Origin of the sequence: Micromonospora globbae, assembly GCF_003610785.1 — a bacterium.
GTDB classification, from domain to species: domain Bacteria; phylum Actinomycetota; class Actinomycetes; order Mycobacteriales; family Micromonosporaceae; genus Micromonospora; species Micromonospora globbae.
In genome coordinates this window covers 46,991-71,371 of sequence record NZ_RAQQ01000017.1, presented here as the reverse complement: position 1 = coordinate 71,371, position 24,381 = coordinate 46,991, and the positions used below count along the sequence as shown (strand labels likewise).

Annotated in this window: 20 protein-coding genes; 8 read left to right on the top strand and 12 right to left on the bottom strand. The window is 73.0% G+C overall.

What is annotated here, in order from left to right; all coding sequences use genetic code 11:
• Positions 1-179 precede the first annotated feature (179 nt).
• From D7I43_RS22155 to D7I43_RS22140, 4 genes are all read right to left on the bottom strand, one after another.
• Positions 180-1,868 (bottom strand): coenzyme B12-dependent isobutyryl-CoA mutase large subunit, encoded by a 1,689-nt coding sequence (locus tag D7I43_RS22155; protein ID WP_120330482.1) that lies wholly within the window; start codon positions 1,866-1,868, stop codon positions 180-182.
• Between the two features lie 111 nt (positions 1,869-1,979).
• On the bottom strand, positions 1,980-2,393 hold the full coding sequence (locus D7I43_RS22150; protein ID WP_120330481.1) for an Asp23/Gls24 family envelope stress response protein: 414 nt from the start codon (positions 2,391-2,393) through the stop codon (positions 1,980-1,982).
• Positions 2,394-2,476: 83 nt separating this feature from the next.
• Complete coding sequence (gene meaB / locus D7I43_RS22145; protein ID WP_396844436.1) at positions 2,477-3,412, bottom strand: methylmalonyl Co-A mutase-associated GTPase MeaB; 936 nt, start codon at positions 3,410-3,412, stop codon at positions 2,477-2,479.
• 92 nt (positions 3,413-3,504) lie between these two features.
• Complete coding sequence (locus D7I43_RS22140; RefSeq protein ID WP_120330479.1) at positions 3,505-4,704, bottom strand: acetyl-CoA C-acetyltransferase; 1,200 nt, start codon at positions 4,702-4,704, stop codon at positions 3,505-3,507.
• A gap of 61 nt (positions 4,705-4,765) precedes the next feature.
• Between D7I43_RS22140 and mce the strand changes: the two genes are divergently transcribed.
• The 5 genes from mce (at position 4,766) to D7I43_RS22115 (ending at position 12,712) form a co-directional block, all read left to right on the top strand.
• Positions 4,766-5,245, top strand: coding sequence for a methylmalonyl-CoA epimerase (gene mce, locus D7I43_RS22135; protein ID WP_120330478.1), 480 nt, complete (start codon positions 4,766-4,768; stop codon positions 5,243-5,245).
• A gap of 318 nt (positions 5,246-5,563) precedes the next feature.
• Positions 5,564-6,919 carry a crotonyl-CoA carboxylase/reductase gene (gene ccrA, locus D7I43_RS22130; protein ID WP_120330477.1) on the top strand — a complete coding sequence of 452 codons (1,356 nt, stop codon included), beginning with the start codon at positions 5,564-5,566 and terminating at the stop codon, positions 6,917-6,919.
• 494 nt (positions 6,920-7,413) lie between these two features.
• The gene (locus D7I43_RS22125; RefSeq protein WP_120330476.1) at positions 7,414-8,670 is read left to right on the top strand and encodes a DivIVA domain-containing protein; all 1,257 of its coding nucleotides are present in this window, start codon (positions 7,414-7,416) and stop codon (positions 8,668-8,670) included.
• 175 nt (positions 8,671-8,845) lie between these two features.
• Positions 8,846-11,122 (top strand): hypothetical protein, encoded by a 2,277-nt coding sequence (locus tag D7I43_RS22120; protein ID WP_120330475.1) that lies wholly within the window; start codon positions 8,846-8,848, stop codon positions 11,120-11,122.
• A gap of 324 nt (positions 11,123-11,446) precedes the next feature.
• Positions 11,447-12,712: an AI-2E family transporter gene (locus D7I43_RS22115; protein WP_192902234.1), complete on the top strand. Its 1,266-nt coding sequence runs from the start codon at positions 11,447-11,449 to the stop codon at positions 12,710-12,712.
• Between the two features lie 67 nt (positions 12,713-12,779).
• On the opposite strand, the gene D7I43_RS22110 is transcribed toward D7I43_RS22115, so the two are convergent.
• The 5 genes from D7I43_RS22110 to D7I43_RS22090 all read right to left on the bottom strand — a co-directional run bounded on the left by D7I43_RS22110 (position 12,780) and on the right by D7I43_RS22090 (position 17,714).
• On the bottom strand, positions 12,780-13,589 hold the full coding sequence (locus tag D7I43_RS22110) for an alpha/beta hydrolase (protein WP_120330474.1): 810 nt from the start codon (positions 13,587-13,589) through the stop codon (positions 12,780-12,782).
• A gap of 67 nt (positions 13,590-13,656) precedes the next feature.
• Positions 13,657-13,983, bottom strand: coding sequence for a hypothetical protein (locus D7I43_RS22105; protein WP_120330473.1), 327 nt, complete (start codon positions 13,981-13,983; stop codon positions 13,657-13,659).
• Positions 13,984-14,021: 38 nt separating this feature from the next.
• Complete coding sequence (locus tag D7I43_RS22100) at positions 14,022-15,812, bottom strand: 3-hydroxyacyl-CoA dehydrogenase family protein (RefSeq protein WP_120330472.1); 1,791 nt, start codon at positions 15,810-15,812, stop codon at positions 14,022-14,024.
• A gap of 254 nt (positions 15,813-16,066) precedes the next feature.
• Positions 16,067-17,131 (bottom strand): alpha/beta fold hydrolase, encoded by a 1,065-nt coding sequence (locus D7I43_RS22095; protein WP_120330471.1) that lies wholly within the window; start codon positions 17,129-17,131, stop codon positions 16,067-16,069.
• A gap of 166 nt (positions 17,132-17,297) precedes the next feature.
• Positions 17,298-17,714 (bottom strand): FHA domain-containing protein, encoded by a 417-nt coding sequence (locus tag D7I43_RS22090; RefSeq protein WP_120330470.1) that lies wholly within the window; start codon positions 17,712-17,714, stop codon positions 17,298-17,300.
• Positions 17,715-17,988: 274 nt separating this feature from the next.
• Here D7I43_RS22090 and D7I43_RS22085 point away from each other — a divergent pair, with 274 nt between their 5' ends.
• Complete coding sequence (locus D7I43_RS22085; protein ID WP_120330469.1) at positions 17,989-19,485, top strand: aldehyde dehydrogenase family protein; 1,497 nt, start codon at positions 17,989-17,991, stop codon at positions 19,483-19,485.
• An 18-nt stretch (positions 19,486-19,503) separates the two neighbouring features.
• Here the strand turns inward: D7I43_RS22085 and nucS are convergent, their stop codons facing one another.
• Entirely contained in the window at positions 19,504-20,163 is a 660-nt protein-coding gene (nucS, locus tag D7I43_RS22080) for an endonuclease NucS (RefSeq protein ID WP_120330566.1), read from the bottom strand.
• 71 nt (positions 20,164-20,234) lie between these two features.
• Here nucS and D7I43_RS22075 point away from each other — a divergent pair, with 71 nt between their 5' ends.
• Positions 20,235-20,852: a DUF4126 domain-containing protein gene (locus D7I43_RS22075; protein ID WP_120330468.1), complete on the top strand. Its 618-nt coding sequence runs from the start codon at positions 20,235-20,237 to the stop codon at positions 20,850-20,852.
• 58 nt (positions 20,853-20,910) lie between these two features.
• Here the strand turns inward: D7I43_RS22075 and D7I43_RS22070 are convergent, their stop codons facing one another.
• The gene (locus D7I43_RS22070) at positions 20,911-21,501 is read right to left on the bottom strand and encodes a hypothetical protein (RefSeq protein WP_120330467.1); all 591 of its coding nucleotides are present in this window, start codon (positions 21,499-21,501) and stop codon (positions 20,911-20,913) included.
• Between the two features lie 510 nt (positions 21,502-22,011).
• Here D7I43_RS22070 and D7I43_RS22065 point away from each other — a divergent pair.
• Entirely contained in the window at positions 22,012-22,308 is a 297-nt protein-coding gene (locus tag D7I43_RS22065; protein WP_120330466.1) for a DUF1540 domain-containing protein, read from the top strand.
• A gap of 1 nt (position 22,309) precedes the next feature.
• On the opposite strand, the gene D7I43_RS22060 is transcribed toward D7I43_RS22065, so the two are convergent.
• Entirely contained in the window at positions 22,310-24,316 is a 2,007-nt protein-coding gene (locus D7I43_RS22060; RefSeq protein ID WP_120330465.1) for a protein meaA, read from the bottom strand.
• Between the last annotated feature and the right edge of the window lie 65 nt (positions 24,317-24,381).

The window sequence follows — 24,381 nt, the reverse complement described above, 5'->3', positions numbered from 1 at the left end:
CCGAACTCAGATCAACCGCGACGGCGACAGTTGCAGTTCTCACCCTGCTCAGCCCGCCCCCGGCCCCCACGACGCCACACCCCCGCGATCTTGCACTTTCGGCCCGCGGTTCGCGGCATTCGTACCGTATGCCGGGGCAGAAAGTGCAAGATCGCGGGGGCGGGTGGGGGCGCGGTGGGTTAGAAGCGCGCGGGTTCGCGGTAGGTGCCCCACTCGGCGCGCAGCGCGTCGCAGATCTCGCCGAGGGTGGCCTCGGCCCGGACGGCGTCGAGCATGGCCGGGATCATGTTCTCGCCCGTCCGGCTCACCTCGACCATCCGGGCCACCGCGGCCTTCACCGCCGCGTCGTCCCGCTCGGCCTTGCGCTCGGCCAGCACCCGGCGCTGCTCCAGCTCGACCTCGTGCGAGATCCGCAGGATCTCCAGGTCCTTGGCGACCGTGTTGGTGTGGCAGTTGACCCCGACGATCTTCTTCTCGCCCTTCTCGAGCGCCTGCTGGTACGCGAAGGCCGCCTCGGCGATCTGGCTGGTGAACCAGCCGTCCTCGATGCCGCGCAGGATGCCCGACGTCATCGGCCCGATCTCGTGCGGGCCCTCGCCGCCGAGCTGGCGGATCCGGGCGAAGATGGCCTCGGCCTCGGCCTCGATCTTGTCGGTGAGCGCCTCGACGTACCAGGAGCCGCCGAGCGGGTCGGCCACGTTGGTGACCCCGGTCTCCTCCATGAGCACCTGCTGGGTACGCAGGGCGATCTCGGCGGACTCGTCGGTGGGCAGCGCGAGCGTCTCGTCCAGCGCGTTGGTGTGCAGCGAGTTGGTCCCGCCGAGCACCGCGGCGAGCGCCTCGACGGCCGTGCGGACCACGTTGTTGACCGGCTGCTGGGCGGTCAGCGACACGCCGGCGGTCTGGGTGTGGAACCTCAGCCAGAGAGCCTTCTCGCTGGTCGCGCCGTAGACGTCGCGCAGCCAGCGGGCCCAGATCCGGCGGGCGGCCCGGAACTTGGCGATCTCCTCGAAGAAGTCGACGTGCGAGTCGAAGAAGAAGCTCAGGCCGGGGGCGAAGACGTTGACGTCAAGCCCACGGCTGAGGCCCAGCTCGACGTAGCCGAAGCCGTCGGCCAGCGTGTACGCCAGCTCCTGCGCGGCGGTCGACCCGGCCTCCCGGATGTGGTAGCCGGAGACTGAGAGCGGCTTGTACCGCGGGATCTCCCGCGCGCAGTACTCCATGAGGTCGCCGATGAGGCGCAGGTGCGGCTCCGGGTCGAAGAGCCACTCCTTCTGCGCGATGTACTCCTTGAAGATGTCGGTCTGGAGCGTGCCGTCCAGGGTGGAGAGGTCGGCGCCCTGCCGCTCGGCGGCGACGAGGTACATGCAGAAGACCGGCACGGCCGGGCCGGAGATGGTCATCGAGGTCGTGACGCCGGCCAGGTCGATGCCGTCGAACAGGACCTCCATGTCGGCGGCGCTGTCGATCGCCACGCCGCAGTGGCCCACCTCGCCCAGGGACTGGGGGTCGTCCGAGTCCCGCCCCATGAGGGTCGGCATGTCGAAGGCGACGGAGAGCCCGCCACCGCCGGCGCCCAGGATCATCTTGTAGCGCTCGTTGGTCTGCCGGGCGTTGCCGAAGCCGGCGAACTGCCGGATGGTCCAGGTCCGCCCGCGGTAGCCGGTCGGGTAGAGCCCCCGGGTGTACGGGTACTCCCCCGGCCAGCCGATCCGCTCGAAGCCCGGGTAGTCGGTCCCCTCCGGCGGCCCGTAGACGGGTTCCACGCTCATCCCGGAGAGGGTGGTGAAGTCGGCGTCCCGCTTGCGCGCGGCGTCGTACCGGGCCTGCCAGCGGGCCCGTCCGGCGGCGATCTCGTCGGCGTTCATCGGCGGGGCTCCTCCTCGAGTCCTCGACTGCCCCTCGAGTGTAGAGCCGGAGCCTGAACGATCACTAAGGAGTGTCGTACCGGCGGGTAGCCCCGACGCGCGGGGGCCCGGTCAGGCCGTCGGCGCGGCGGGCTCGCCCAGGGAGACGTCGTCGACCCGGATGTTGACCTCGTCGACCCGCAGCCCGTACGCCTCGACGGCCTCGGTCACCTTCGCCCGGACCGCCTCGGTCACCTCGGGCACCGTCCGGCCCGCCTCGATGACGATCACCAGGTTGATCACGGCCGCGCCGTTCGTGACGGCCGCCGAGGCGCCCCGGGTGGCGTCGCCGACCTTGTCCAGCCCGACCCGGTCGAGCACCGAGTTGAAGAACCGGGCGACGTCGCCACCCAGCTCGGTCACCCCCGGCACCGATCGGGCGGCGGCCACCGCGATCTTCTCCACCACCTCGTCGGAGACGGACGTCGTACCGCCCGCCACCGCGTCCGGCGTCACCGTCAGCTCCTGCGTCGCCTCGTCAGCCATGGTCTCCCCACACGTCGCACCGCCCCACGCCGTCCGTGGGGCGGTGCGAGCGTACTAGGCGGGGCCCGTCCGTAGTGGACGCGTCAGGTGCCCAGCTGCGCGAGCAGCTCGTCGGCGGCCGCGTACGGGTCGATCGCCCCCTCGGCCACCTTCGCGGCGAGCGACGGCAGCTCCGTACCGTCGCGCAGCGACCCGATCCGGTCGCGGAGCACACCCACCGCGATCGCCTCGATCTCGGCGGCGGCCCGCGCCTCCTGCCGGCGGCGCAGCTCACCGCGCTCGACCAGCCAGGTGCGGTGCTTGTCGACGGCGGCCGCGATGTCGTCGATCCCCTCGCCCCGCGCGGCGACCGCGCGGACGACCTGGGGCCGCCACTCACCCGGGCCGCGCTCGCCGAGCGCGATCATGCCCTGGATGTCGCGGTACGTCGCGTCGGCGCCGTCCCGGTCGGCCTTGTTCACCACGAAGACGTCGGCGATCTCCAGGATGCCGGCCTTCACGGCCTGGATGGCGTCGCCCATGCCCGGTGCGAGCAGCACCAGCGTGGTGTCCGCCAGCGAGGCGACCTCCACCTCGGCCTGCCCGACACCGACCGTCTCCACGAGCACCACGTCGCAGCCGGCGCCCTCCAGCACCCGCACCGCCTGCGGGGTGGCCGCCGCGAGCCCACCGAGGTGCCCGCGGCTGGACATCGAGCGGATGTAGACGCCCGGATCCGTCGCGTGGTCCTGCATCCGTACCCGGTCACCGAGGATGGCGCCGCCGGTGAACGGGCTGGACGGGTCGACCGCCAGCACGCCGACCCGGTGCCCGCGCGCCCGCAGCGCCCGGACCAGCTCGTTCGTCGTGGTGGACTTGCCCACGCCGGGCGAGCCGGTCAGCCCCACCACCTGGGCCTGACCCGCGTACGGCGCGAGCGCCGCGGCGATGTCGCGCAGCAGCTCGTCGCCGTTCTCCACCAGCGTGATGAGGCGGGCCACCGCGCGGTGGTCGCCCGCGCGAGCCCGTTCGACCAGCATGGGTACGTCCCGGCTGCGCCGCACCGAGCCGGGGGATGCCGCCGGGACGTTCTCGATCGTTCCGCTCACTGAGCCAGCTCACACAACCCCGGTCACCGACCGCTCTCGGCGGGGGCGGGGACGTGGACGATCAGCGCGTCGCCCTGGCCACCGCCGCCGCAGAGCGCCGCCGCGCCCGTGCCGCCACCCCGGCGCTTCAGCTCCAGGGCGAGGGTGAGCACCAGCCGCGCGCCGGACATCCCGATCGGGTGCCCCAGGGCGATGGCGCCGCCGTTGACGTTCACCTTCGACGGGGACACACCGAGGTCACGGATGGACTGGATGCCGACCTGGGCGAACGCCTCGTTGATCTCGATGAGGTCGAGGTCGGCGACGGTCAGACCCGCCTTGCGCAGCGCGTGCTGGATCGCGTTGGACGGCTGGGAGTGCAGCGAGTTGTCCGGGCCGGCGACGTTGCCGTGCGCCCCGATCTCGGCGATCCAGGTCAGCCCCAGCTCCTTCGCCTTGGCCTTGCTCATGACGACGACGGCGGCCGCGCCGTCGGAGATCGGCGACGAGCTGCCGGCGGTGATCGTGCCGTCAGGGGTGAACGCCGGACGCAGCTTGCCCAGGGTCTCGACCGTGGTGTCCGGTCGGATGCCCTCGTCCTCGCTGATCACTACCGGGTCGCCCTTGCGCTGCGGGATGACCACCGGGGTGATCTCGTCGGCGAAGTGGCCGTTCTTCTGCGCGGCGGCGGCCTTCTGGTGGCTCGCGGCGGCGAAGGCGTCCTGCTCCTCACGGCTGATGCCGTGCCGCGCGCCGAGCCGCTCGGTGGACTCGCCCATCGAGCAGCAGTCCCAGGCGTCGGTGAGCCCGTCCAGCGCCATGTGGTCCTTGACCACCACGTCGCCGTACTTGTAGCCGCCGCGCTGGCCCATGAGCAGGTGCGGGGCGTTGGTCATCGACTCCATGCCGCCGGCGACGACGATGTCGAACTCACCGGCACGGATGAGCTGGTCGGCGAGGGCGATGGCGTCCAGGCCGCTGAGGCACACCTTGTTGATGGTCAGCGCCGGCACGGACATCGGGATGCCCGCCTCGACGGCCGCCTGGCGGGCGGGGATCTGGCCGGCGCCGGCCTGGAGCACCTGCCCCATGATCACGTACTGCACCTGCTCGGGGCTGACGCCGCCGCGCTCCAGGGCCGCCTTGATGGCGATGCCGCCGAGCTTCGTGGCAGGGAGGTCCTTGAGGTTGCCGAGCAGGCGCCCCATCGGGGTCCGCGCGCCGCTGACGATCACCGAAGCCATAGCCGCCTCCGAGGGGGTGCCGACCTGTACGCCTTAACGATTGTTCGGCCAGACTAGCGCCATGGCAGAGAACTCCCCCGTCGAGCCCGCTGCGGACTATGTCACAGACATCGGGCTCCGCCGAATCGACCACGTCGGCGTCGCCGTCGCGGACCTGGACGCCGCGATCGACTTCTACGAGCGGACGTTCGGGATGCGGTGCGTGCACACCGAGACCAACGCCGAGCAGGGCGTCCGCGAGGCGATGATGGCGGTCGGCCCCGGCACCGAGGGCGGCTGCGTGCAGTTGCTCGCCCCGCTCACCCCGGAGTCGACCATCGCGAGGTTCCTCGACCGCAACGGCCCGGGCGTGCAGCAGGTGGCGTACACGGTCGCGGACATCGACGCGGCGTGCGCGGCGCTGCGCGAGCGCGGGGTGCGGCTGCTCTACGACACGCCGCGACGCGGCACCGCGAACTCCCGGATCAACTTCGTGCACCCCAAGGACGCCGGCGGCGTCCTGGTGGAGCTGGTCGAGCCGGCGGCCACCGACGCCCACTGAGTCCCGCGCGACCAACGCGTCGATCATGAGGTTGGCGGGTGCGGGCGCCGGCGTGTCGCCCCGTCAACCTCATGATCGACGCGGCCCGGGCCGCCTACTGGTGCGCGGTTCGACAGCCCCGTGGACACCTTCACGCATCGGCGGATGCAATTCTTCACAGAGGACTTCCCGCCCTAGCTACCGTTCAGTAACGTCCGCCCGCAACAGGAGCACGACCGGCCTGTGTCGGACGCCGACATGGCGGCTCGGTCGCATCGGCGCCGACGATGGCAGCACCCCAGGCCCGCGCGCGCGGGTGCGGACGAACGGGAGGTCACCGTGCAGGACATCCTCGAAGCGATCATGGCGGCGGAGGGCTCCAGCCGGCCGGAGCGGGAACTCGCCGGGGTCGCCGGACTGCCCGTGCCCGACAGCTACCGGGGCGTCGTCGTCCGGGCCGACGAGACCCGGATGTTCGACGGCATGGCCACCCGCGACAAGGACCCGCGCAAGGCGCTGCACGTCCAGGAGGTCCCGACGCCGGAACTGGGGCCGGGTGAGGCGCTGGTCGCCGTGATGGCCAGCGCCATCAACTACAACACCGTCTGGACGAGCATCTTCGAACCGCTGCCCACCTTCACGTTCCTCCGGCGGTACGGCCGGCTCTCCGACCTGGCCCGCCGGCACGACCTGCCGTACCACGTGGTCGGCTCGGACGCGGCCGGCGTGGTGCTGCGCACCGGTCCCGGCGTGACCCGGTGGAAGCCCGGCGACGAGGTGGTGGCGCACTGCCTCTCCGTCGAACTGGAGGACGCGCCCGGCCACGACGACACGATGCTCGACCCCCAGCAGCGCATCTGGGGCTTCGAGACCAACTTCGGCGGCCTCGCCGAACTGGCCGTGGTGAAGGCCAACCAGCTGATGCCGAAGCCGCGGCACCTCAGCTGGGAGGAGGCGGCCAGCCCCGGCCTCGTGAACTCGACCGCGTACCGCCAGCTGGTGTCCCACCACGGCGCCAACATGAAGCAGGGCGACGTGGTGCTGATCTGGGGAGCGTCCGGCGGCCTGGGCAGCTACGCCACCCAGATGGCGCTGCACGGCGGCGCGATCCCGGTCTGCGTGGTCTCGTCGCCGGAGAAGGCCGAGCTGTGCCGCAGGATGGGCGCCGAACTGGTCATCGACCGCGCCGCCGAGGGCTTCCGGTTCTGGCGGGACGAGGAGACCCAGGACCCCGACGAGTGGCGCCGCTTCGGCGAGCGGATCCGGGAACTCACCGGCGGCGAGGACCCGGACATCGTCTTCGAGCACCCGGGCCGGGAGACGTTCGGCGCCAGCGTGTACGTCGCCAAGCGGGGCGGCACGATCGTCACCTGCGCCTCCACGAGCGGCTTCCAGCACCAGTACGACAACCGGTACCTGTGGATGCACCTCAAGCGGATCATCGGCAGCCACTTCGCCAACTACCAGGAGGCGTGGCAGGCCAACCGCCTGGTGGCCCTGGGCCGGGTGCACCCGACGGTGTCGAAGACCTACGCGCTGGAGCAGACCGGCCAGGCCGCGTACGAGGTGCACCGCAACGCCCACCAGGGCAAGGTCGGCGTCCGCTGTCTGGCGCCGCGCGACGGCCTGGGCGTCCGCGACCCGGAGCTGCGCTCCCGTCACGAGGACGCCATCAACCGGTTCCGGGGGCACTGACCCGCCCCGGCGCCGCAGTACCGACACGACACCGCGCCCCGACACGACACCGTCGCGCTCCGGCGCCGCGTCCTCCGGCGCCGCGTCCCGACGGGACACCGCGTCCCGGCGCGGCGCCTCGTCCCGCTCCGGCCGCCGTCCCTACGGCCGGAGCGGGACGGCCGTCGCGGGCGCGCACGGCCGGAGCGGGACGGCCGTCGCGGGCGCGCATTGCGGCGTACGCCGTCGCGTTTCTCCGGGGCCGCGCGCACCCATTCGCGGCGCTCGACGGCGCGCGTTCGCATGGCCCGACGGGTGACGCGGCAAAGGGCCGCACCGGCATCCGGCACCGTCCTTTTTCATGATCCGCGCCACGCGATCCGCCCGGCCCGGACCTGCCAAGATCGCCCCTTCGACCGGCTACCGTGACCACCGGGAGTTGACCATGTAAAGAGGACTCGAAAGGTTCCTACCGCTCTTGCGGAGCACCCTGGGGCGTCTGCCAGTATGTCCCAATGCCCCAGCAGCAATCCTCCCCTCTCGCGTTCTTCGACAACGCGAACTCACAGCCAGATTTCACGGTTGGCCTGCGCGGATACAACACCCACCAGGTCGATGACTTCATCGGCCGGATGACCGCCGCGCTGACCCAGTCCGAGCAGGCCCGCGCCGAGGCCGAGCAGCGGATGAACGACGCCCAGCGCCGGCTCCGCCAGGCCGAACAGCGCATGGCCACGCTGGAGCAGAAGCTCGCGGACGCCAGCAAGCAGCTCGAGGAGAACAGCCGGCCGACCCTCTCCGGCCTGGGCACCCGCGTCGAGCAGATCCTCCGGCTCGCGGAGGAGCAGGCCAACGACCACCGCAACGAGGCCAAGCGCGAGTCGGAGGGGATCCTCTCCGCCGCCCGCCTCGAGGCGCGTGAGATCACCGACAAGGCCCGCGCCGAGGCGGCCGCCATGAAGGCCACCGCCGAGCGCGAGGCCGGCAACCTCCGCACCGCGGCCGAGCGGGAAGCGGCGGAGGTGCGCGTCCAGGCCCGCCGTGAGGCCGACACGCTGCGCGCCGACGCCGAGCGTGAGACCAAGCAGCTGCGCACCGTGACGGCGCACGAGGTGGCCGAGCTGAAGTCCACCGTCGAGCGTGAGGTGGCGACGCTGCGGGCCACCGCCGAGCGGGAGATCACCCAGCTGCGGGCGAAGGCCGCGCGCGAGGCCGAGGAGAAGCGCGCCGAGGCGACCAAGCTGCTCACCGACGCGCGGGACAAGCGCGACAAGGACCTCCAGGCGCTGGAGCTGCAGCTCGCCGAGCGCCGGGAGAAGGCCGAGCGCGAGGAGTCCGAGCGGCACGCCGCGCAGGTCGCGCAGACCCAGAAGCTGGTCAACGAGGCGGAGCAGCGGGCGCGGGCCGCCCAGGAGCGGGCCAAGGAGATCGAGCAGCGCGCCGAGGCCCGCCGGGTCGAGTCGGAGCGCACCGCGGCCGAGACGGTCGAGAAGGCCAAGGCGCTGGCCGAGAAGACCCTCAACGAGGCGCGGGCCGAGTCGCAGCGCCTGCTCAGCGAGGCCCGGACGGAGGCGGAGCTGACCACGCAGGCCGCGCGCCGCGAGGTCGAGGACCTCACCCGCCAGAAGGACGCGGTCACCGCCCAGCTCGGGCAGATGCTCTCCGGTCTCGCCGGCATCGTGCCCGGCGTGCCGAACGGGGGCGCGGCGGCCAAGGCGGACGCCGACAAGGCCGGCGACGACGGCAAGGTGGCCGCGGAGTCCAACAGCTGACGCCACGCCAGGTCGGGGCATGACGCGGCGCGGGGCGGCACCGGGTGACCGGTGCGGTCCCGCGCCGCGCGCTTTTCACCACCCACTGTCATCCACCGGTACGAACCGAGTGAAGTAGGCCAACAGGGGCGTCCGTATCGCCCCAGCAGGGCCGGTTGCGTGTGAGGATGGGGGCATGTCGCACGGCGAGGAACTGTTCGCTCTCGGCGGGGACGTGGCCACGGAGCCAAGCTTCGAGTCCGCTCTGCGGGGGTACGAGAAGAAGCAGGTCGACCGTTACGTCGCGCGTGCGGAGCACGAGATCGCGACCCTCGCAGCCGAGCGGGAGCAGGCCTACACACAGATCCACAAGCTCGCCGGTCAGGTCGAGGTGCTCCAGCGTGACCTCGCCCAGGTGCGCAAACAGGTGGGCGTGGTGGACCGGGCCTCGTTCCGGCACCTCGGCCCCCGCGTCGAGCAGATCCTCACCCTCGCCGAGGAGCAGGCCGAGGACATCCTGCGGGCCGCCCACGAGGAGATCGAGTCCCGGCGGGCCGCCGCCGAGCACATCGTCGAGGACGCCCGGGAGCAGGCCGCCAAGGCGCTGAAGGACTTCGAGATCGCCCTCGCCGCCCGGCGGGCCGAGGAGGAGCGGCAGGCCGCCGCGCGCAAGGCCGAGTCGGAGACCGCGCTGCGCGCCGCCAAGGAGGAGTCCGCGAAGCTGCGCCGCAACGCGCAGGACGAGTTGGCCAGGGCGCAGCAGGAGGCGACCCAGCTGCGCGAGGCCGCCAAGGAGATCCACACCCGGGCGCAGCAGGAGTCGACCAAGCTGCGCGAGGCGGCGCGGGAGGCCCTGGCGAAGGCGCAGCAGGAGGCCACCGAGCTGCGCGACGCGGCCAAGGAGGTGCACGCCAAGGCCCAGCAGGAGGCCAAGCGCCTCATCGACCAGGCGACCGAGGCCGGTCGGGCCACCCACGCCAAGGCCCAGCGGGAGGCCAAGCAGATCATCGACGACGCCTCGATGGCGGGCCGGGCCACCCGCGCCAAGGCGCAGCAGGAGGCGGAGCGCCTCACGACGCAGGCGGCCGAGGCGGCCAAGCGCAGCCGGGCCGAGACCGAGGCGTACGTGCAGCGGATGCGCAGCGAGACCGAGACGTACGTGCAGCAGGCGCGCGCGCAGACCCAGCAGGAGCTGGGCGCGTGGCGGGCCGGCGTCGAGAAGGAGGTGAACTCCCGCCGCGAGGCGGCCGACCGCGAGCTGGCCCAGCGCCGCGCCGCCGCCGAGAAGGAGTTCGCCAAGCGCCGCGACGAGTTGGAGAAGCAGTTCACGTCCCGCCAGCAGGAGCTGGAGACCACGTTCGAGCGCCGCAAGCAGGAGCTGGAGTCCGGCTTCACCAGCCGGCGCGAGCGGTTGGAGTCCGAGTACACGGCCCGGAAGAACGAGATCGAGCAGGGCGCCGACCGCATCCGCCAGGCCGCCGAGCGGGACGCCACGACCCTGCGCCAGCAGGCCGAGGAGCAGGCCACCGAGCTGCTGCGCCGGGCCGAGTCGGAGGCCACCGAGAAGCGGCGTGCCGCCGACGAGCACGTGGCGGCGTCCCGACGGCAGTTCGAGGAGTACGCGGCGACGACCCAGCAGGCCCTCGCCACCACGCAGCAGCACCTCGCCGCGACGCAGCAGGAGGTGGCGGCCGGCCGCCAGCAGCTCGCCCAGGTGATGCTGGAGATCGCACAGGCCCAGCAGCAGCTCGCCGACCTGCGCCAGGAGACCTGGAAGTCCCGGCAGGAGTCCGACGAGCTCCAGCGGCGGCTGGCGGAGCTGCGGGTGCAGGTGGCCACCGCACCGGGTGGTTCCGACGGCCCCACCTCACCGCCTCCGGCGGGTACCGTCGCCCCCGCCTCGGCGGCCGGGCCCGCCGTGGCCGCGAAGCCGGTCGACGCCGGACGCGGGACGAGCGACCCGACCGCGAAGCCGGCCGGCGGGAAGGCGGAGCAGGCCACGAAGGCGCAGCCCGGCAGCGGGACGCCGGCGGACGGCACCCGGCCGACGCAGGGTGCGGGACGACCCGCCGGCGCGGGCGCTCGCGGCGGCGCGGGAAGCCCCGCGAAGCCCGGTCCCGCCGGCACACCGCACGGCGCGAAGCCCGAGCCGGCGGTCACGGCGAAGCCGGAGCCGGTGGTCGCCGCGAAATCGGAGTCGACGGCCGCCGCGACGGCCGAGCCGGCGACCGAGGCCGAGCCGGAGGTTGGCGGCCAGCCGAAGGCGCGACCGGTGGCCGAGCCGGTGACCACGGCGGACGCGGGCGCCCCGGTGGACGGCGAACCGACGGTCGCCGCGGTGCCGGGCGAGGGCGGCCGGGGCGCCACCCCCACGAAGATCACCAGTAAGGGCGAGAACGGCAAGCGACCCACCAAGCCGACGACCGACGAACGCGCCGCACGGCCCAACACCGTCTCCGTCGAGAAGGAGTGACGGCCGGTCCGAGGCGGCGACCGGCGCAGGTGCCCGGGACGGGTCACCGCGCGGCCTGCCGACGGTCACGGCGCGGTGGGCGTGACCCCGGCGGTCACCGCGGCGGGCATGACCGCGGCGGTCGTCGACCGTGTGGTCCGGCGGGTAGACCGTCCGACGGTCAGCCGGTGCCGGCGTGCCACCCCTCCCGTGCCCTAACGGCGAGGGCGCCGCGGACGGGTGGTTGCGGGAGTCGCCGGCCAGTAGTCTGCCGGGCAGGACCGGCCGGAGGCGGCCGGGTGCCCGCACGGGGCGGTGGACCCGCCGGACCTGAGCGGAGGACTGGTGACGCAGGACGGGCCGACGGCCGACGGACCGGAGCCGGAGGGCGCCGGCGCGGGGCACCCCGTCCCCGAGCCCGCCGGGAGTGAGGGCCCGGCCGCCGAGGGACGCCGGGCGCACCGGCATACCCCCCGGCCCGAGGGCGCGGAGCCGCCGCACGGCGAGGCGGCGCCCGCCGGCGAGTCGCCGGACGACCCGATCGCACCGCCGTCGACGGGTTCGGGCCGGTTCGGCCCGCCGGGGCGGCCCCTGCGGCGCAACAGCTTCCTGGTCGGCTTCACCTGGGCGCTCGGCGCGCTCGCGGCGTACTCCCTCTACGGCGGGATCCGCAACGCCGCCGGCATCCTCGTCCTGGTGGTGATCGCGCTGTTCCTCGCGATCGGCCTCAACCCCGCCGTGGTACGGCTGCGGTCGTGGGGCCTGCCGCACGCCCTGTCCGTGGGGCTGGTCGCCTTCGCCGTCCTGCTGCTGCTCTGCGGCGGCGTGGTGGCGCTCGTGCCGCCGATCATCACCCAGTCCGGGCAGTTCATCGAGCAGTTGCCGACGTACATCGAGGAGCTGCGCCGCAGCGAGACGGTCAACGAGCTGGTCGAGCGGTACGACGTGGTGGAGAAGGTGCAGGGCGCCGTGAACGCGGGCACCGTGGGCCGGGCCCTCGGCGGGGTGCTCGGCGGCGCCCAACTGCTCTTCGGCACCCTCTTCAAGGCGCTCACCGTGCTGGTGCTCACCATCTACTTCCTGGCCTACTTCAACCGGCTGCGCACGCTCGCGTACTCGCTCGTGCCGCGGTCCCGCCGGGAGCGGGTGCAGTTGATCGGCGACGAGATCCTCACCCGGGTGGGTGCGTACATGGTGGGCGCGCTGTGCATCGCCGTGCTGGCCGGCCTCAGCACGTTCGTCTTCGCGCTGATCGTCGGGCTGGCGTACCCGATGGCGCTCGCCGTGGTGGTCGCCGTGACCGATTTGATCCCGCAGATCGGGGCCACCCTCGGCGCGATCATCGTCAGCCTCGTCGGCTTCGCCACCGACCTGTCCGCCGGCATCGCCTGCGTGATCTTCTTCCTCGTCTACCAGCAGGTCGAGAACTACCTCATCTACCCGAAGGTGATGCGCCGGTCGGTGCACGTCAACGAGGTGGCCGCCCTGCTCGCCGCGCTGCTCGGGGTCGGGCTGATCGGCGTGGTGGGCGCGCTCATCGCGATCCCCACGGTGGCCGCCATCCAGATCATCCTGCGCGAGGTGGTGCTGCCCCGCCAGCAGGCCCGCTGAGCCCGCTCGAAACCGGCCGGCGCCCGCTCAGCCAACCCGCCGCCGACTCGGTCGGCCCACCGCCGGATCAGTCGGCCCGGCGCTGCGGCGGGCCCGGCACCGGCCGGTCGGCGAACGAGGCCACCGTCCGGTCGGCGTACGCGCTGACGTCGCCGGTCTCCATCGGGCCGTCCCACGTCGTGGGCAGCGGGACCGGCACCGACGGGTTGACCCGGCGGACCACCTCGTCGAGGACCCGTTCGGCGTCACCGACCCAGAGGTGCTTGGCGCCCGGCACCCCGATCACCTCGGCCTGCGGCACCACCGCGAAGCGCTCCCGCGCCTCGGCCGGACGCAGGTAGTCGTCGAACTCCGGCACGAGCGCCACCAGCGGCCGGCCGGAGCCCGCCCACTGCGCCAGGTCGTCGGGGGTGGAGTAGCGCAGCGGCGGGGAGAGCAGGATCGCGCCCGAGACGGCCGGGTCGCAGCCGTACTTCAGCACCAGGTCGGTGCCGAACGACCAGCCCAGCAGCCAGATGTTCGGCAGCTCGTGGAACTCGGCGTACTCGATGGCGGCGGCCACGTCGTAGCGCTCGCCCACGGCGTTGTCGAAGGCCCCCTCGCTGGTCCCCCGGACGCTGCTCGTGCCCCGCGTGTTGAACCGGAGCACCGCGACGTCGGCCAGGGCCGGCAGCCGCCACGCGGCCTTGCGGAAGACGTGGCTGTCCATCATCCCGCCGTGGGTCGGCAGCGGGTGCAGGCAGACGAGGGTGGCCGCCGGCTCGCGGTCGACCGGACGGGCCAGCTCACCGACCAGGCGCAGCCCGTCGGCGGTGTGCAGCTCGATGTCCTCCCGCTGCCCGGGGAGGATGGACGACGCGCGGATCGGTGTGCTCACCGGTCAAGTCTGGCGCGAAGTCGCCCCCGCCGCCCGCCCGGGGAGGAATCAGCGTGATCCAGATCGCTCAGCCGTAGCGGGGCGCGCCGCGCCCGCGCTGGATCACCGGGCCCCGGCGGTCCCGGGCCCGCCAGCAGCCGCTGTGCCAGTGCCGGCGGTCGCTGAGGTCGCCCCGGCCGTCGGCCGGCCAGGCGACCACGTGTGCCACCCCGGGACGGATCTCCTGGTCGCAGCCCGGGCAGCGGTACGTCTTGACCGAGGCCCCGCCGCTGATGCCGCGCACCTGCCAGTCGCCGTCGCGCCACTGCTGCACCGACGCGACGCCCTGCCGTACCCGGTCGGTGTCCAGGTGCGGGGCGTCGTCCCGGCGGGGACGGTTGCGACGGGGACTCACGTCGTCAAGGGTACGGGCGGCCGCGGGCGACCCCGGGATCAGCGGTGGGTGTGGTCGCGGAAGCCCCGGCCGGTCTTGCGCCCGAGGTAGCCGGCGGTGACCAGGTGTTCCAGCAGCGGCGCGGGCGCGAAGCCCGGCTCGCGGAGCTCCAGGTAGAGCTCCCGCTGGATGGCCAGCGCGACGTCCAGGCCGACCACGTCGAGCAGCTCGAACGGCCCCATCGGGTAGCCGCAGCCGAGCTTCATGGCGTTGTCGATGTCGTCGGCCGTCGAGTAGCTCGCCTCCAGCATCTTCACGGCGTCGTTCAGGTACGGGAACAGCAGCGCGTTGACGATGAACCCGGAGCGGTCGGCGCACACCACGGCGGTCTTGCCGAGCGCCGCGCAGACGGCGCGGGCCGTGGCGACGGTCTCCGGCGACGTACGGATCGTCCGCACCACCTCGACGAGCGGCATGATCGGCGCCGGGTTGAAGAAGTGCAGCCCGATCACGTCGGCGGGCCGCTGGGTGGCCATCGCCACCTCGATCACCGGCAGCGACGACGTGGTGGTGGCCAGTACGACGCCCGGCTTGCAGATCTCGTCCAGGCTCGCGAAGAGCGCCTTCTTCACGCTCAACTCCTCGACCACCGCCTCGACCACGAGGTCGACGTCGGCGAGGTGCTCGAGCGTGGCCGACCACGTGATCCGGCCGAGCGCGGCGTCCCGGTCGTCCTCGCTGACCTTGCCGCGTACCACGCCCTTGTTGAGCGAGGTCTTCACCGCCTCGCAGACGCTCGCCGACTTCTCGGCGCCCCGGGTCACCGAGACGACCTCGTACCCGGCCTTCGCGAAGACCTCGATGATCCCGGTGGCCATCGTCCCGGAGCCGACGACGCCGACCTTCGTGATGCCGCGCGCGCCGTCGGCGAGCGCGGCCGCGTCGGCCACCGGCGTCGCCTCGTCCGGTACGACCACCGGCGAGCCGGGCCGCTCGTAGGTGTAGAAGCCCCGGCCGGTCTTCCGGCCGAGCAGCCCCGCGGTGACCATCTGCTTGATCAGGGGCACGGGTGCGTGGCGGCGGTCCCGCCCGCCGCGCCGGTACATGGTGTCGAGGATCTCGTACGCGGTGTCCACGCCGATGAGGTCCATGAGCGCGAGCGGGCCCATGGGCAGGCCGCAGCCGAGCTTCATGGCGGCGTCGATGTCCTCCCGGCTGGCGTAGTTCGACTCGAACATGGCCACCGCATGGTTGAGGTAGCCGAACAGCAGCGCGTTCGCGATGAAACCGGCGCGGTCGTTGATGGTCACGTCGACCTTGCCGAGCCGGGCGCAGAGCGCCTCCACGTCGGCGACCACGTCCGGCGAGGTGACCACCGTCCGGACGACCTCGACCAGCTTCATCACCGGCGCCGGGTTGAAGAAGTGGATGCCGATGACCTGGTTGGGGCGGCTGGTCGCCACGGAGATCTCGGTGACGCTCAACGACGACGTGTTCGTGGCGAGGATGGCCTCGGACTTGCACACCCGGTCCAGCTCGGCGAAGATCCGCTGCTTCAGGTCGAGGTGCTCGGGAACCGCCTCGATCACGAGGTCGACCGTGTGCAGGGCGTCCAGGCCGGCGGCGAACCTGACCCGGCCGAGCAGGGCGTCCCGGTCGGCGGGCGCGAGCTTGCCCTTGGCGACCGCCCGGTCGGTGGAGCCGGTGAGGGTGGCCCGGCCGCGCTCCAGCGCCGCCTCGGAGACCTCCACGGCCACCACGTCGATGCCGCTGCGCGCGAAGACCTCCACGATGCCGGCACCCATGGTGCCCAGCCCGACAACGCCCACGCTGGTGAACTCGCGCGCCACGACCGGCCTCCCCAAACACTCCGTACGGCCGCATGAACGGCCGCTAAGGTTATGCGCGCGAGTCTGCCATGCGACGCTGCGTTGTCGAGACGCCGTGGCCTATTTCACCCACCCCGTCCCATCCGACCCCCGCCTCCCCGACGGCTCTCCCCGTCGATCATGAAGTTGTCGTCGGCCTCGTCGGCGTGTCGCGGCAGTAACCTCATGATCGCCGGGGCAAGAGCCGGGGCAAGGGGCCGGCTGGCCGGGCGGGGTCAGGGCGTGGGGACGGTGGTCAGGGACAGCAGCTCGGCGACGAACTCGTCCGGCCGCTCCAGGTGCGGGCTGTGCCCGCAGCCGGGGAGCACCACCTCGCGGTAGACGCCGCCGGCGTGCGCGTACCGCTCCAGCACCGCCCGGGTCTGCCCGATCATCGGCTGCGGCGGGCACTCCGCCGCGCCCGGCCAGCCGGGCACGGCGCCGAGCGAGCCGAGGTACGCGAGGTCGAAGAGCGAGGTGTCGGAGACGATCACGTCGGCGTCGCCGCGCACCCAGGTGATGGGCGGTTTCGGGGCGACCGCGACCAGCTCGTCCGCGATCCGGAACCAGGTCGGCGCCAACGCGTTCAGCACACCGCGCTCGCCCGGTGCCGTGCCGGGCCAGCTGGCCGAGGCCACCGCCGTGCCGGGGTAGTTGTCGTCGCCGGTCGCCGTCGACAGGATCGTGTCGAGCAGCAGCTCCTCGTCCGCGCCGAGCGACGCCGGGTCCGCCACGTAGGCGGCGCGCAGCACGGCCCGCGGACTGGTCGGGGCGTCGTCGCCCCGGTCACCGGCCGCCAGCCGGGCCACGAAGTCCGGGTTCGCGGTGCCGCCGCCGGTGCCCGCGAAGTCCGGGGTGGTGGGAGTGCCGGCCAGGTCCCGGGTGCCGCCGAATCCGTACGGGGACACGGGCGCGGCGAGCAGCAGCCCGGAGAACCGGTGCGGGTGGTCGACGAGCAGCGTCATGGCCACTCCCCCGCCGAGCGAGTGCCCGACCACGACCGGGCGGGCGTCCGCGGCGCCGAAGAGCGCCGGCTCGTCGAGCAGGGCCGCCACGTCGTCGGCGAAGTCGCGCAGCCCGCGGGTGGCGTCCACCGGCGCGGTCTGCGTGTCGCCGTAGCCGCGCAGGTCGGGAGCGACGACGCGCATCGTGTCGGGCAGGCGCCGGACCAGCGGCTCCCAGAACGCCGCCGAGGAGCAGTTGCCGTGCACGAGCAGCACGGGTACGCCGTCCGGCGGCCCGGCCACCCGTACCGACTGGGTGATGCCGTTGGCCGTGACGACGCGCTGCTCGCTCCTCATCCGCGGCATGCTGCCACCCGGCCGGGCGGCCGTCCATGTGGCGTCGCCCCACCCGCGACCGTGCGGAGATGTGGCCGGTCACCGGCCCCGGCGAACCGGCGAAACATATGCCCGCCGCCGAACGTGACGGCGGGGAGGCCCGGCATGGCGGGCGTCGCCGCCCGCCTCAGCGGAGCGCGGGAGGCGCCGGCAACGGCAGCGGCAGCGTGGGCCGGTGGTGGTCCCGCCGGGGCGTGCCGAGGCGAAGCCCGACCGGGTCGGTACGGGCCACGCCCGGGTCGAAGAACCGCAGCTCGGTACGCCCGAGCCGGATCACGTCGCCGTCGGCCAACTGCTCCACGCCGGTGATCCGCCGGTCGTTCACCCAGGTGCCGTTGGTCGAGCCGAGGTCACGCAGCGAGGCGCCCTCCGGCGCCAGCCAGACCTCGGCGTGACGGCGACTCAGGTGCGGGTCCGGTACGACGATGTCCGCCGTCGGCGCCCGGCCGATCGTCTGGGCGTCGGCCCGCAGGCGGACACTGGCTCCGCGCATCGGTCCGCCCGCGATCGTCAACAACGGCAGCAGTTGCGGATGCTCCTCCATGGACAGTCCACCCTCCCACCCACACCGTCACTCCCCGCGCCAGCGTGCCATCAGACGGTAGTCGCGTTCCACCGCCTGGCGGACACCTCCGCCTCTCCGGCCGGCCAGCTTCCGATCACCGGATCGGCGATGGTCGACCGGCACCCCGTCGTGCGGTCGGGCGTCGACCGCCGGGCGGGCCCGCTGCCGAGGTGCCGGCGGTGGCGCGACGGGGCCCCGCCGGCCAGGGGTCACAGGGCTACCGGCGAGTAATGCTCGGGTCTAGACTTCCGCCATGACGGCTGTCCATGTGCCCGGCGCCCCGGTCATCGATCACGGCACGCTGATCTCCACCAGCCCCGCCACCGGTGACGAGGCCGGGCGGTTCCCGGTCGCCACGCCCGCCGACGTCACGGAGGCGGTGGATCGGGCCCGGTCCGCCGGGCAGTGGTGGGCCGGTCTCGGCTTCACCGGTCGCCGGGAGCGGCTGCTGCGCTGGCGCGCACAACTCGCCCGCCGGATCGAGGAGCTCGCCGACCTGGTGCACCGGGAGGGTGGCAAGCCGATCGCGGACGCCGTCGTCGAGATCGTCACGGCCGTCGAACACATCGACTGGGCGGCACGCAACGCCCGTCGGGTGCTCGGTCCGCGTCGGGTCCGGTCCCGGCTGATCCTCGCCGAGTTCTCCGGCCACCTGGAGTACCAGCCGTACGGGGTGGTCGGCGTCATCGGCCCGTGGAACTACCCGGTCTTCACACCGATCGGCTCGATCGCGTACGCGCTGGCCGCCGGCAACGCCGTCGTCTTCAAGCCCAGCGAGTACACGCCGGCCGTCGGGCAGTGGCTGGCCGACAGCTTCGCCGAGGTGGTGCCCGAGCAGCCGGTGCTCACGGCGGTGCACGGCCTCGGCGACGTGGGCGCGGCACTGTGCCGCTCCGGCGTGGGCAAGCTGGCCTTCACCGGCTCCCCGGCCACGGGCCGGAAGGTGATGGCCGCCTGCGCCGAGACCCTGACCCCCGTGCTCGTGGAGGCGGGCGGCAAGGACGCCATGATCGTCGACAGCGACGCCGACCTGGACGCCGCCGCCGAGGCCTGCGTCTGGGGTGCCCTGACCAACGCCGGGCAGACCTGCATCGGAATCGAGCGGGTCTACGCGGTCGAGCCGGTCTTCGACGCGTTCGTGGAGAAGGTGGTCGCCCGGGCCGGCCGGCTCACCGTCGGCCCCGACGGCGAGGACATCGGCCCGATCACGATGCCGGCCCAGCTCGACGTGATCCGCCGGCACATCGACGACGCGCTGGCCCGTGGCGGGCGGGCCGTGCTCGGCGGGGCCGACGCGGTGCAGCCGCCGTACGTGCGGCCGACGGTGCTGGTCGACGTCCCCGAGGACTCGGCCGTCGTGCGGGAGGAGACGTTCGGGCCGACGCTCACCATCAACCGGGTACGCGACGTGGACGACGCCGTCGCGAGGGCCAACGCCCTCCCGTACGGCCTGGGCGGCTCGGTCTTCGGCCGGCGCCGCGCCGTGGCCGTGGCCCGGCGGCTGCGGTCCGGGATGGCCTCGGTCAACTCCACCCTGACGTTCGCCGGGATGTCCACCCTGCCGTTCGGCGGCGTCGGCGAGTCCGGCTTCGGCCGGATCCACGGCGAGGACGGGCTGCGCGAGTTCGGCCGGGCCAAGGCGATCACGCGCCGGCGCGCCCGGTCGCTGCTGCCGTCGATGACGTTCGAGCGCACCCCCGCCGACGTGGCCCGCCTCGTCAAGGTCATCAAGACGCTGTACGGACGCTGACGGCCGCCGGCGGGCGGGTCAGAACAGGGTCAGCTCGTCGCGCTCGATGCCGCGCAGCTTGTCGTAGTCGACCACCACGCAGCGGATGCCCCGGTCGGTGGCGAGCACCCGGGCCTGCGGCTTGATCTCCTGGGCGGCGAACACCCCGGCCACGGGGGCGAGCAGCGGGTCGCGGTTGAGCAGTTCCAGGTAGCGGGTGAGCTGCTCCACGCCGTCGATCTCGCCGCGCCGCTTCACCTCGACGGCGACCGTGCCGCCGTCGGCGTCCCGGCAGAGCAGGTCCACCGGCCCGATGGCCGTCATGTACTCCCGGCGGATCAGCGTGTAACCCTCACCGAGGACGCCCGGGCTGGCGGCCAGCAGCTCCTGGAGGTGCGCCTCCACGCCGTCCTTGCGGAGGCCCGGATCGACGCCCAGGTCGTACGAGGTGTCCTGGAAGATCTCCTCCAGGGTGATGCGCAGCTCCTCACCGGCCTTGTTGACGACCCGCCACACACCCGGGGCCTCCTCCAGCCGGCAGGGCGGGCTCATCCAGTTCAACGGCTTGTACGCCCGGTCGTCGGCGTGGATCGAGACCGACCCGTCCGCCTTCACCATGAGCAGCCGGGTGGCCGGCGGCAGGTGGGCCGAGAGCCGTCCGACGTAGTCCACCGAGCACTTCGCAATCACCAACCGCACCCGACGAGGGTAGCGGAGGAGCCCCGGTTCGCCGGCGAGCGGCACTGGCGTGCCGGTGGGATGCTGAGACGGTGCTCGAACTCCTCACCGGCACCGGCCTCGCGGCCTCGGCGGGCCTGAACGCCTACATTCCCCTGCTCACCATGGGTCTGCTGGCCCGGTACACCGACCTGGTCGACCTGCCCAGCGGCTGGACCTGGCTGGGTGACGGCTGGGTCCTGGGCATCCTCGCGGCGCTGCTCGCCGTCGAGGTGGTCGCCGACAAGGTGCCGGTCGTCGACCACGTCAACGACGTGGTGCAGACGGTGGTCCGGCCGACCGCCGGCGGCCTCGCGTTCGGCGCGGGGTCGACCGCCGAGACGGTGACGGTGAGCGACCCCGGCACGTTCTTCTCCTCCCACGAGTGGGTGCCGGTGGCGATCGGCGTGCTCATCGCCCTCGGCGTGCACCTGCTCAAGTCGGCGGCCCGCCCGGTGGTGAACGCCACGACGGCGGGGGTCGGCGCCCCCGTGGCCAGCACGGCCGAGGACGCCACAAGCGTGCTGATGTCCGTGGTGGCGATCCTCCTGCCGGTGCTGGTGCTGCTCTTCCTGGTCGGGCTGGTCGCGTTCGTCCTCTGGTTCCGGCGCCGCCGCGCCGACCGCCGGCGGGAGCGGCGGGCCGCGCGCGCGGCCGGTTTCCGGGTGTAGGCACGACGCTGGCCGGCACCCCGAGGGGGGTGCCGGCCAGCGTGTGGTCGTGCGATTGTCAGCTGTTCCAGTACTGGGCCACCAGGTCAGCGGCCTGCTGCTCCCACTGGGCGTAGGCGTCCGGGTAGGCCGACACCTGCACCGTCTGGGCGGCGTCGGTCAGCGGCATGTCCTGCCAGCCGTCGACCTGCTTGAGGCCCTTGAGGAACGCCATCGTCGAGTACTCCGGATCGGTGATCTGCTCCGGCGTACCCCAACCCGAACTCGGGCGCTGCTGGAACAGGCCCAGCGAGTCGTGGTCGTTGGCGTCACCCAGGTGGCCCAGGTTCTCCAGCTTCGACTCCTGCAGGCTCGTCGCGATCGCGATGACCGCCGCCCGCTCGTCCATACCGGACTTCTTCGTCGCCGCGATGATCGCCTTGACGTTCGCGACCTGCTCGTCGTTCAGCTCGATACGCGACTGCGCACCCTGAGTGCCGTGCGGGATCAGCTTCCCGGTGTCGGGCTTGTCGGTCTGCACGACCGCCACCGGCCGCGCGTCGACGGTGTGGTGGCCGCTGGTGTGGGCCGCGATCGGGCCACCGACCACGCCACCGGCGAACGCCAGACCAGCGATACCGAGCACGCTCTTCCGCAGGATCGTGTTCATGACAAGCTCCTTCGGGGGTTGACAGCCACGCGACCGGGGGGTTGGGCACGCGGCTGTAAGCACCTCGTCGGGCGCTCGAAGACTCGGGGGATATCCGTGACCGGCTCGTCGGCCGTCACGGGCGGCCCGCGGGCGGGGGTGCCACACGGCGCCGGGTCCATCTCCAACGACCGGGGTCCCGTCGGCATTCCGCACCGGGCTCGCGGCTCCGCGGCCCGACCGGCGTCCTCCCTCGGCCGTCGGGGATGTCAACGGCCCCGGGCCGCCGACGATTCCGGGCCTCGGGTGCCGCCGGTCACACCGTCGAAGCGGACATGCCGGCGGAGGTTGGCCTGTTGTGGGGCGGCGGTCCGCCCGCCGTACCGGACACCGGCCCCCGGGGCGGCGGATCACCCGGAACCGGACAGACGGTGGGTGACTCCGCGAGACCGTCGCGCCCGCGTGTCACGGATCGGTCGCGACAATCAGGGCGAAAACATAGAATCGGGCAAAAGGCCAGAGGAGGTCGGCATGACCGCAGCCATGCAGATGCCGCGCGTCGAGGAATGTGTGGTCGCCGCCTGCGCGTACAACCACACCGGTGACTGCCACGCCTTCGCCATCACGATCGGCAGCGCCGACCACGCCCACTGCCACACGTTCGTGGAGATGCCGGTACGCGCCGGTGTGGCCGAGATGGTCGCCCAGGTCGGCGCGTGCCAGCGGGCGGACTGCCGGCACAACGAGCAGCTGGAGTGCCGCGCCCCGGCGATCCGCGTCGGCCCGGACAACGACATGGCCGACTGCATGACGTACGACGAGCGCTGAGTCAGGTCAGCCCGTTCGCCTCGCGGATCACCGTCACCAGCTCGTCGACGATGCCGGTCAGGGCGAAGTCCTTCGGCGTGAAGACGCGGGCCACGCCGGCGTCTCGCAGCTGCGCGGCGTCCCCGGCCGGGATGATGCCCCCGACGACCACCGGCAGGTCACCCCGCCCCGCGGCACGCAACCCGTCGAGCACCGCCGGGACGGCCGCCAGGTGCGAGCCGGAGAGGACCGAGAGCCCGACGAGGTCGACGTCCTCCTCCACGGCGGCCGCCACGATCTGCCCCGCGGTCAGCCGGATGCCCTGGTAGATCACCTCGAAGCCGGCGTCGCGGGCGCGTACCGCGATCTGCTCGGCCCCGTTGGAGTGGCCGTCCAGGCCGGGCTTGCCGACCAGCAGGCGCAGCCGACCGCTGCCCAACTCCCGCGCGGTCGCCGCGACCCGGGCCCGCACGGCGGCCAGCCCCCCGTCGGCACCCGCGGTGCCGGCGCCGGCCAGGCCGGTCGGCGCCCGGTACTCGCCGAAGACCTGGCGCAGCGCCCCGGCCCACTCCCCCGTGGTCACGCCGGCCCGCACGCACTCCAGCGTCGCCGGCATCAGGTTCGTGGCCGTCGCCGCGTCGGCCCGCAGCCGCGCCAGCGCGGCGTCCACCGCTCCCGCGTCCCGCCCGGCCCGCCACGCACGGACGGCGCTCGCCGCCTGCGCCTCCACGGCCGGGTCGACCTGTTCGATCGCCTGCGCGCCGGCCGCGGTCAGCGGGGACGGTTCGGTCTCGGTGAACCGGTTGACGCCGACCACCACATCCGTGCCCGACTCCATCCGGCGGCGCCGCTGCGCGAGCGAGGCGACCAGGGCGCTCTTCAGGTAGCCGGTCTCCACGGCGGTGACCACGCCGCCCATCTCCAGCACCTTCTCCAGCTCGACCCGCGCCCCGGCCACGATCTCGTCCACGAGCGCCGTCATCACGTGGGAGCCGGCGAAGAGGTCGGGGTACTCGAGCAGGTCCGACTCGTACGCGAGCACCTGCTGCATCCGCAGCGACCACTGCTGGTCCCACGGGCGGGGCAGGCCCAGCGCCTCGTTCCACGCGGGCAGCTGCACGGCGCGGGCCCGGGCGTCGCGGGAGAGCGTGACGCCGAGCATCTCCAGCACGATCCGCTGGACGTTGTTCTCCGGCTGCGCCTCGGTGAGGCCCAGCGAGTTGACCTGCACGCCGTAGCGGAACCGCCGCTGCCTCGGGTCGGCCACGCCGTACCGGTCCCGGGTGATCTCGTCCCAGAGCGCGCCGAACGCCCGCATCTTGGCGATCTCCTCGACGAAGCGCACCCCGGCGTTGACGAAGAACGAGATGCGCTGCACCACGTCACCCATCCGCTCGGCGGGCACCTGACCCGCGTCCCGGACGGTGTCGAGCACCGCGACCGCGGTGGCCAGCGCGAACGCCACCTCCTGCACGGGCGTGGCGCCGGCCTCCTGGAGGTGGTACGAGCAGATGTTCACCGGGTTCCAGCGCGGCATCTCGCGCAGCGTGTACGCGATGACGTCCGCCGTGAGCCGCAGCGACGCCGCCGGCGGGAAGATGTGCGTCCCCCGGGACAGGTACTCCTTGATGATGTCGTTCTGCGTCGTGCCGGCGAGCCGGGCCCGCTCCGCGCCCTGCTCGACGCCGACGGTGGCGTAGAGGGCGAGCAGCCACATGGCCGGAGCGTTGATGGTCATGGACGTGTTCATCTCGGCGAGCGGGATGCCGTCGAACAGCGCCCGCATGTCACCGAGATGGGCGACCGGGACACCCACCCGCCCCACCTCGCCGGCGGCGAGCTCGTGGTCCGGGTCGTACCCGGTCTGGGTGGGCAGGTCGAAGGCGACCGACAGGCCGGTCTGCCCCTTGGCCAGGTTGCGGCGGAAGAGGGCGTTGGTCGCGGCGGCCGAGCTGTGCCCGGCGTACGTGCGCATCACCCACGGGCGGTCGCGCTCCGGCAACCGGCCCGGGAGACCCTTCTCGTCCATGGCCGGAGTCTAAGTTACCGTTCAGTCACTTGGGCTGTGGAAAATTACACAGGTCCATGGAGGGG

What these genes read in the sequence shown, in the direction of transcription:
- D7I43_RS22060 (WP_120330465.1), bottom strand. Translation starts at nt 24,316, where the DNA reads ATGGACGAGAAGGGTCTCCCGGGCCGGTTGCCGGAGCGCGACCGCCCG.
- D7I43_RS22095 (WP_120330471.1), bottom strand. Translation starts at nt 17,131, where the DNA reads ATGAGGAGCGAGCAGCGCGTCGTCACGGCCAACGGCATCACCCAGTCG.
- mce (WP_120330478.1), top strand. Translation starts at nt 4,766, where the DNA reads ATGGCAGAGAACTCCCCCGTCGAGCCCGCTGCGGACTATGTCACAGAC.
- D7I43_RS22155 (WP_120330482.1), bottom strand. Translation starts at nt 1,868, where the DNA reads ATGAACGCCGACGAGATCGCCGCCGGACGGGCCCGCTGGCAGGCCCGG.
- D7I43_RS22125 (WP_120330476.1), top strand. Translation starts at nt 7,414, where the DNA reads ATGCCCCAGCAGCAATCCTCCCCTCTCGCGTTCTTCGACAACGCGAAC.
- D7I43_RS22090 (WP_120330470.1), bottom strand. Translation starts at nt 17,714, where the DNA reads ATGGAGGAGCATCCGCAACTGCTGCCGTTGTTGACGATCGCGGGCGGA.
- D7I43_RS22140 (WP_120330479.1), bottom strand. Translation starts at nt 4,704, where the DNA reads ATGGCTTCGGTGATCGTCAGCGGCGCGCGGACCCCGATGGGGCGCCTG.
- D7I43_RS22065 (WP_120330466.1), top strand. Translation starts at nt 22,012, where the DNA reads ATGACCGCAGCCATGCAGATGCCGCGCGTCGAGGAATGTGTGGTCGCC.
- D7I43_RS22150 (WP_120330481.1), bottom strand. Translation starts at nt 2,393, where the DNA reads ATGGCTGACGAGGCGACGCAGGAGCTGACGGTGACGCCGGACGCGGTG.
- D7I43_RS22085 (WP_120330469.1), top strand. Translation starts at nt 17,989, where the DNA reads ATGACGGCTGTCCATGTGCCCGGCGCCCCGGTCATCGATCACGGCACG.
- D7I43_RS22070 (WP_120330467.1), bottom strand. Translation starts at nt 21,501, where the DNA reads ATGAACACGATCCTGCGGAAGAGCGTGCTCGGTATCGCTGGTCTGGCG.
- D7I43_RS22120 (WP_120330475.1), top strand. Translation starts at nt 8,846, where the DNA reads ATGTCGCACGGCGAGGAACTGTTCGCTCTCGGCGGGGACGTGGCCACG.
- meaB (WP_396844436.1), bottom strand. Translation starts at nt 3,412, where the DNA reads ATGCTGGTCGAACGGGCTCGCGCGGGCGACCACCGCGCGGTGGCCCGC.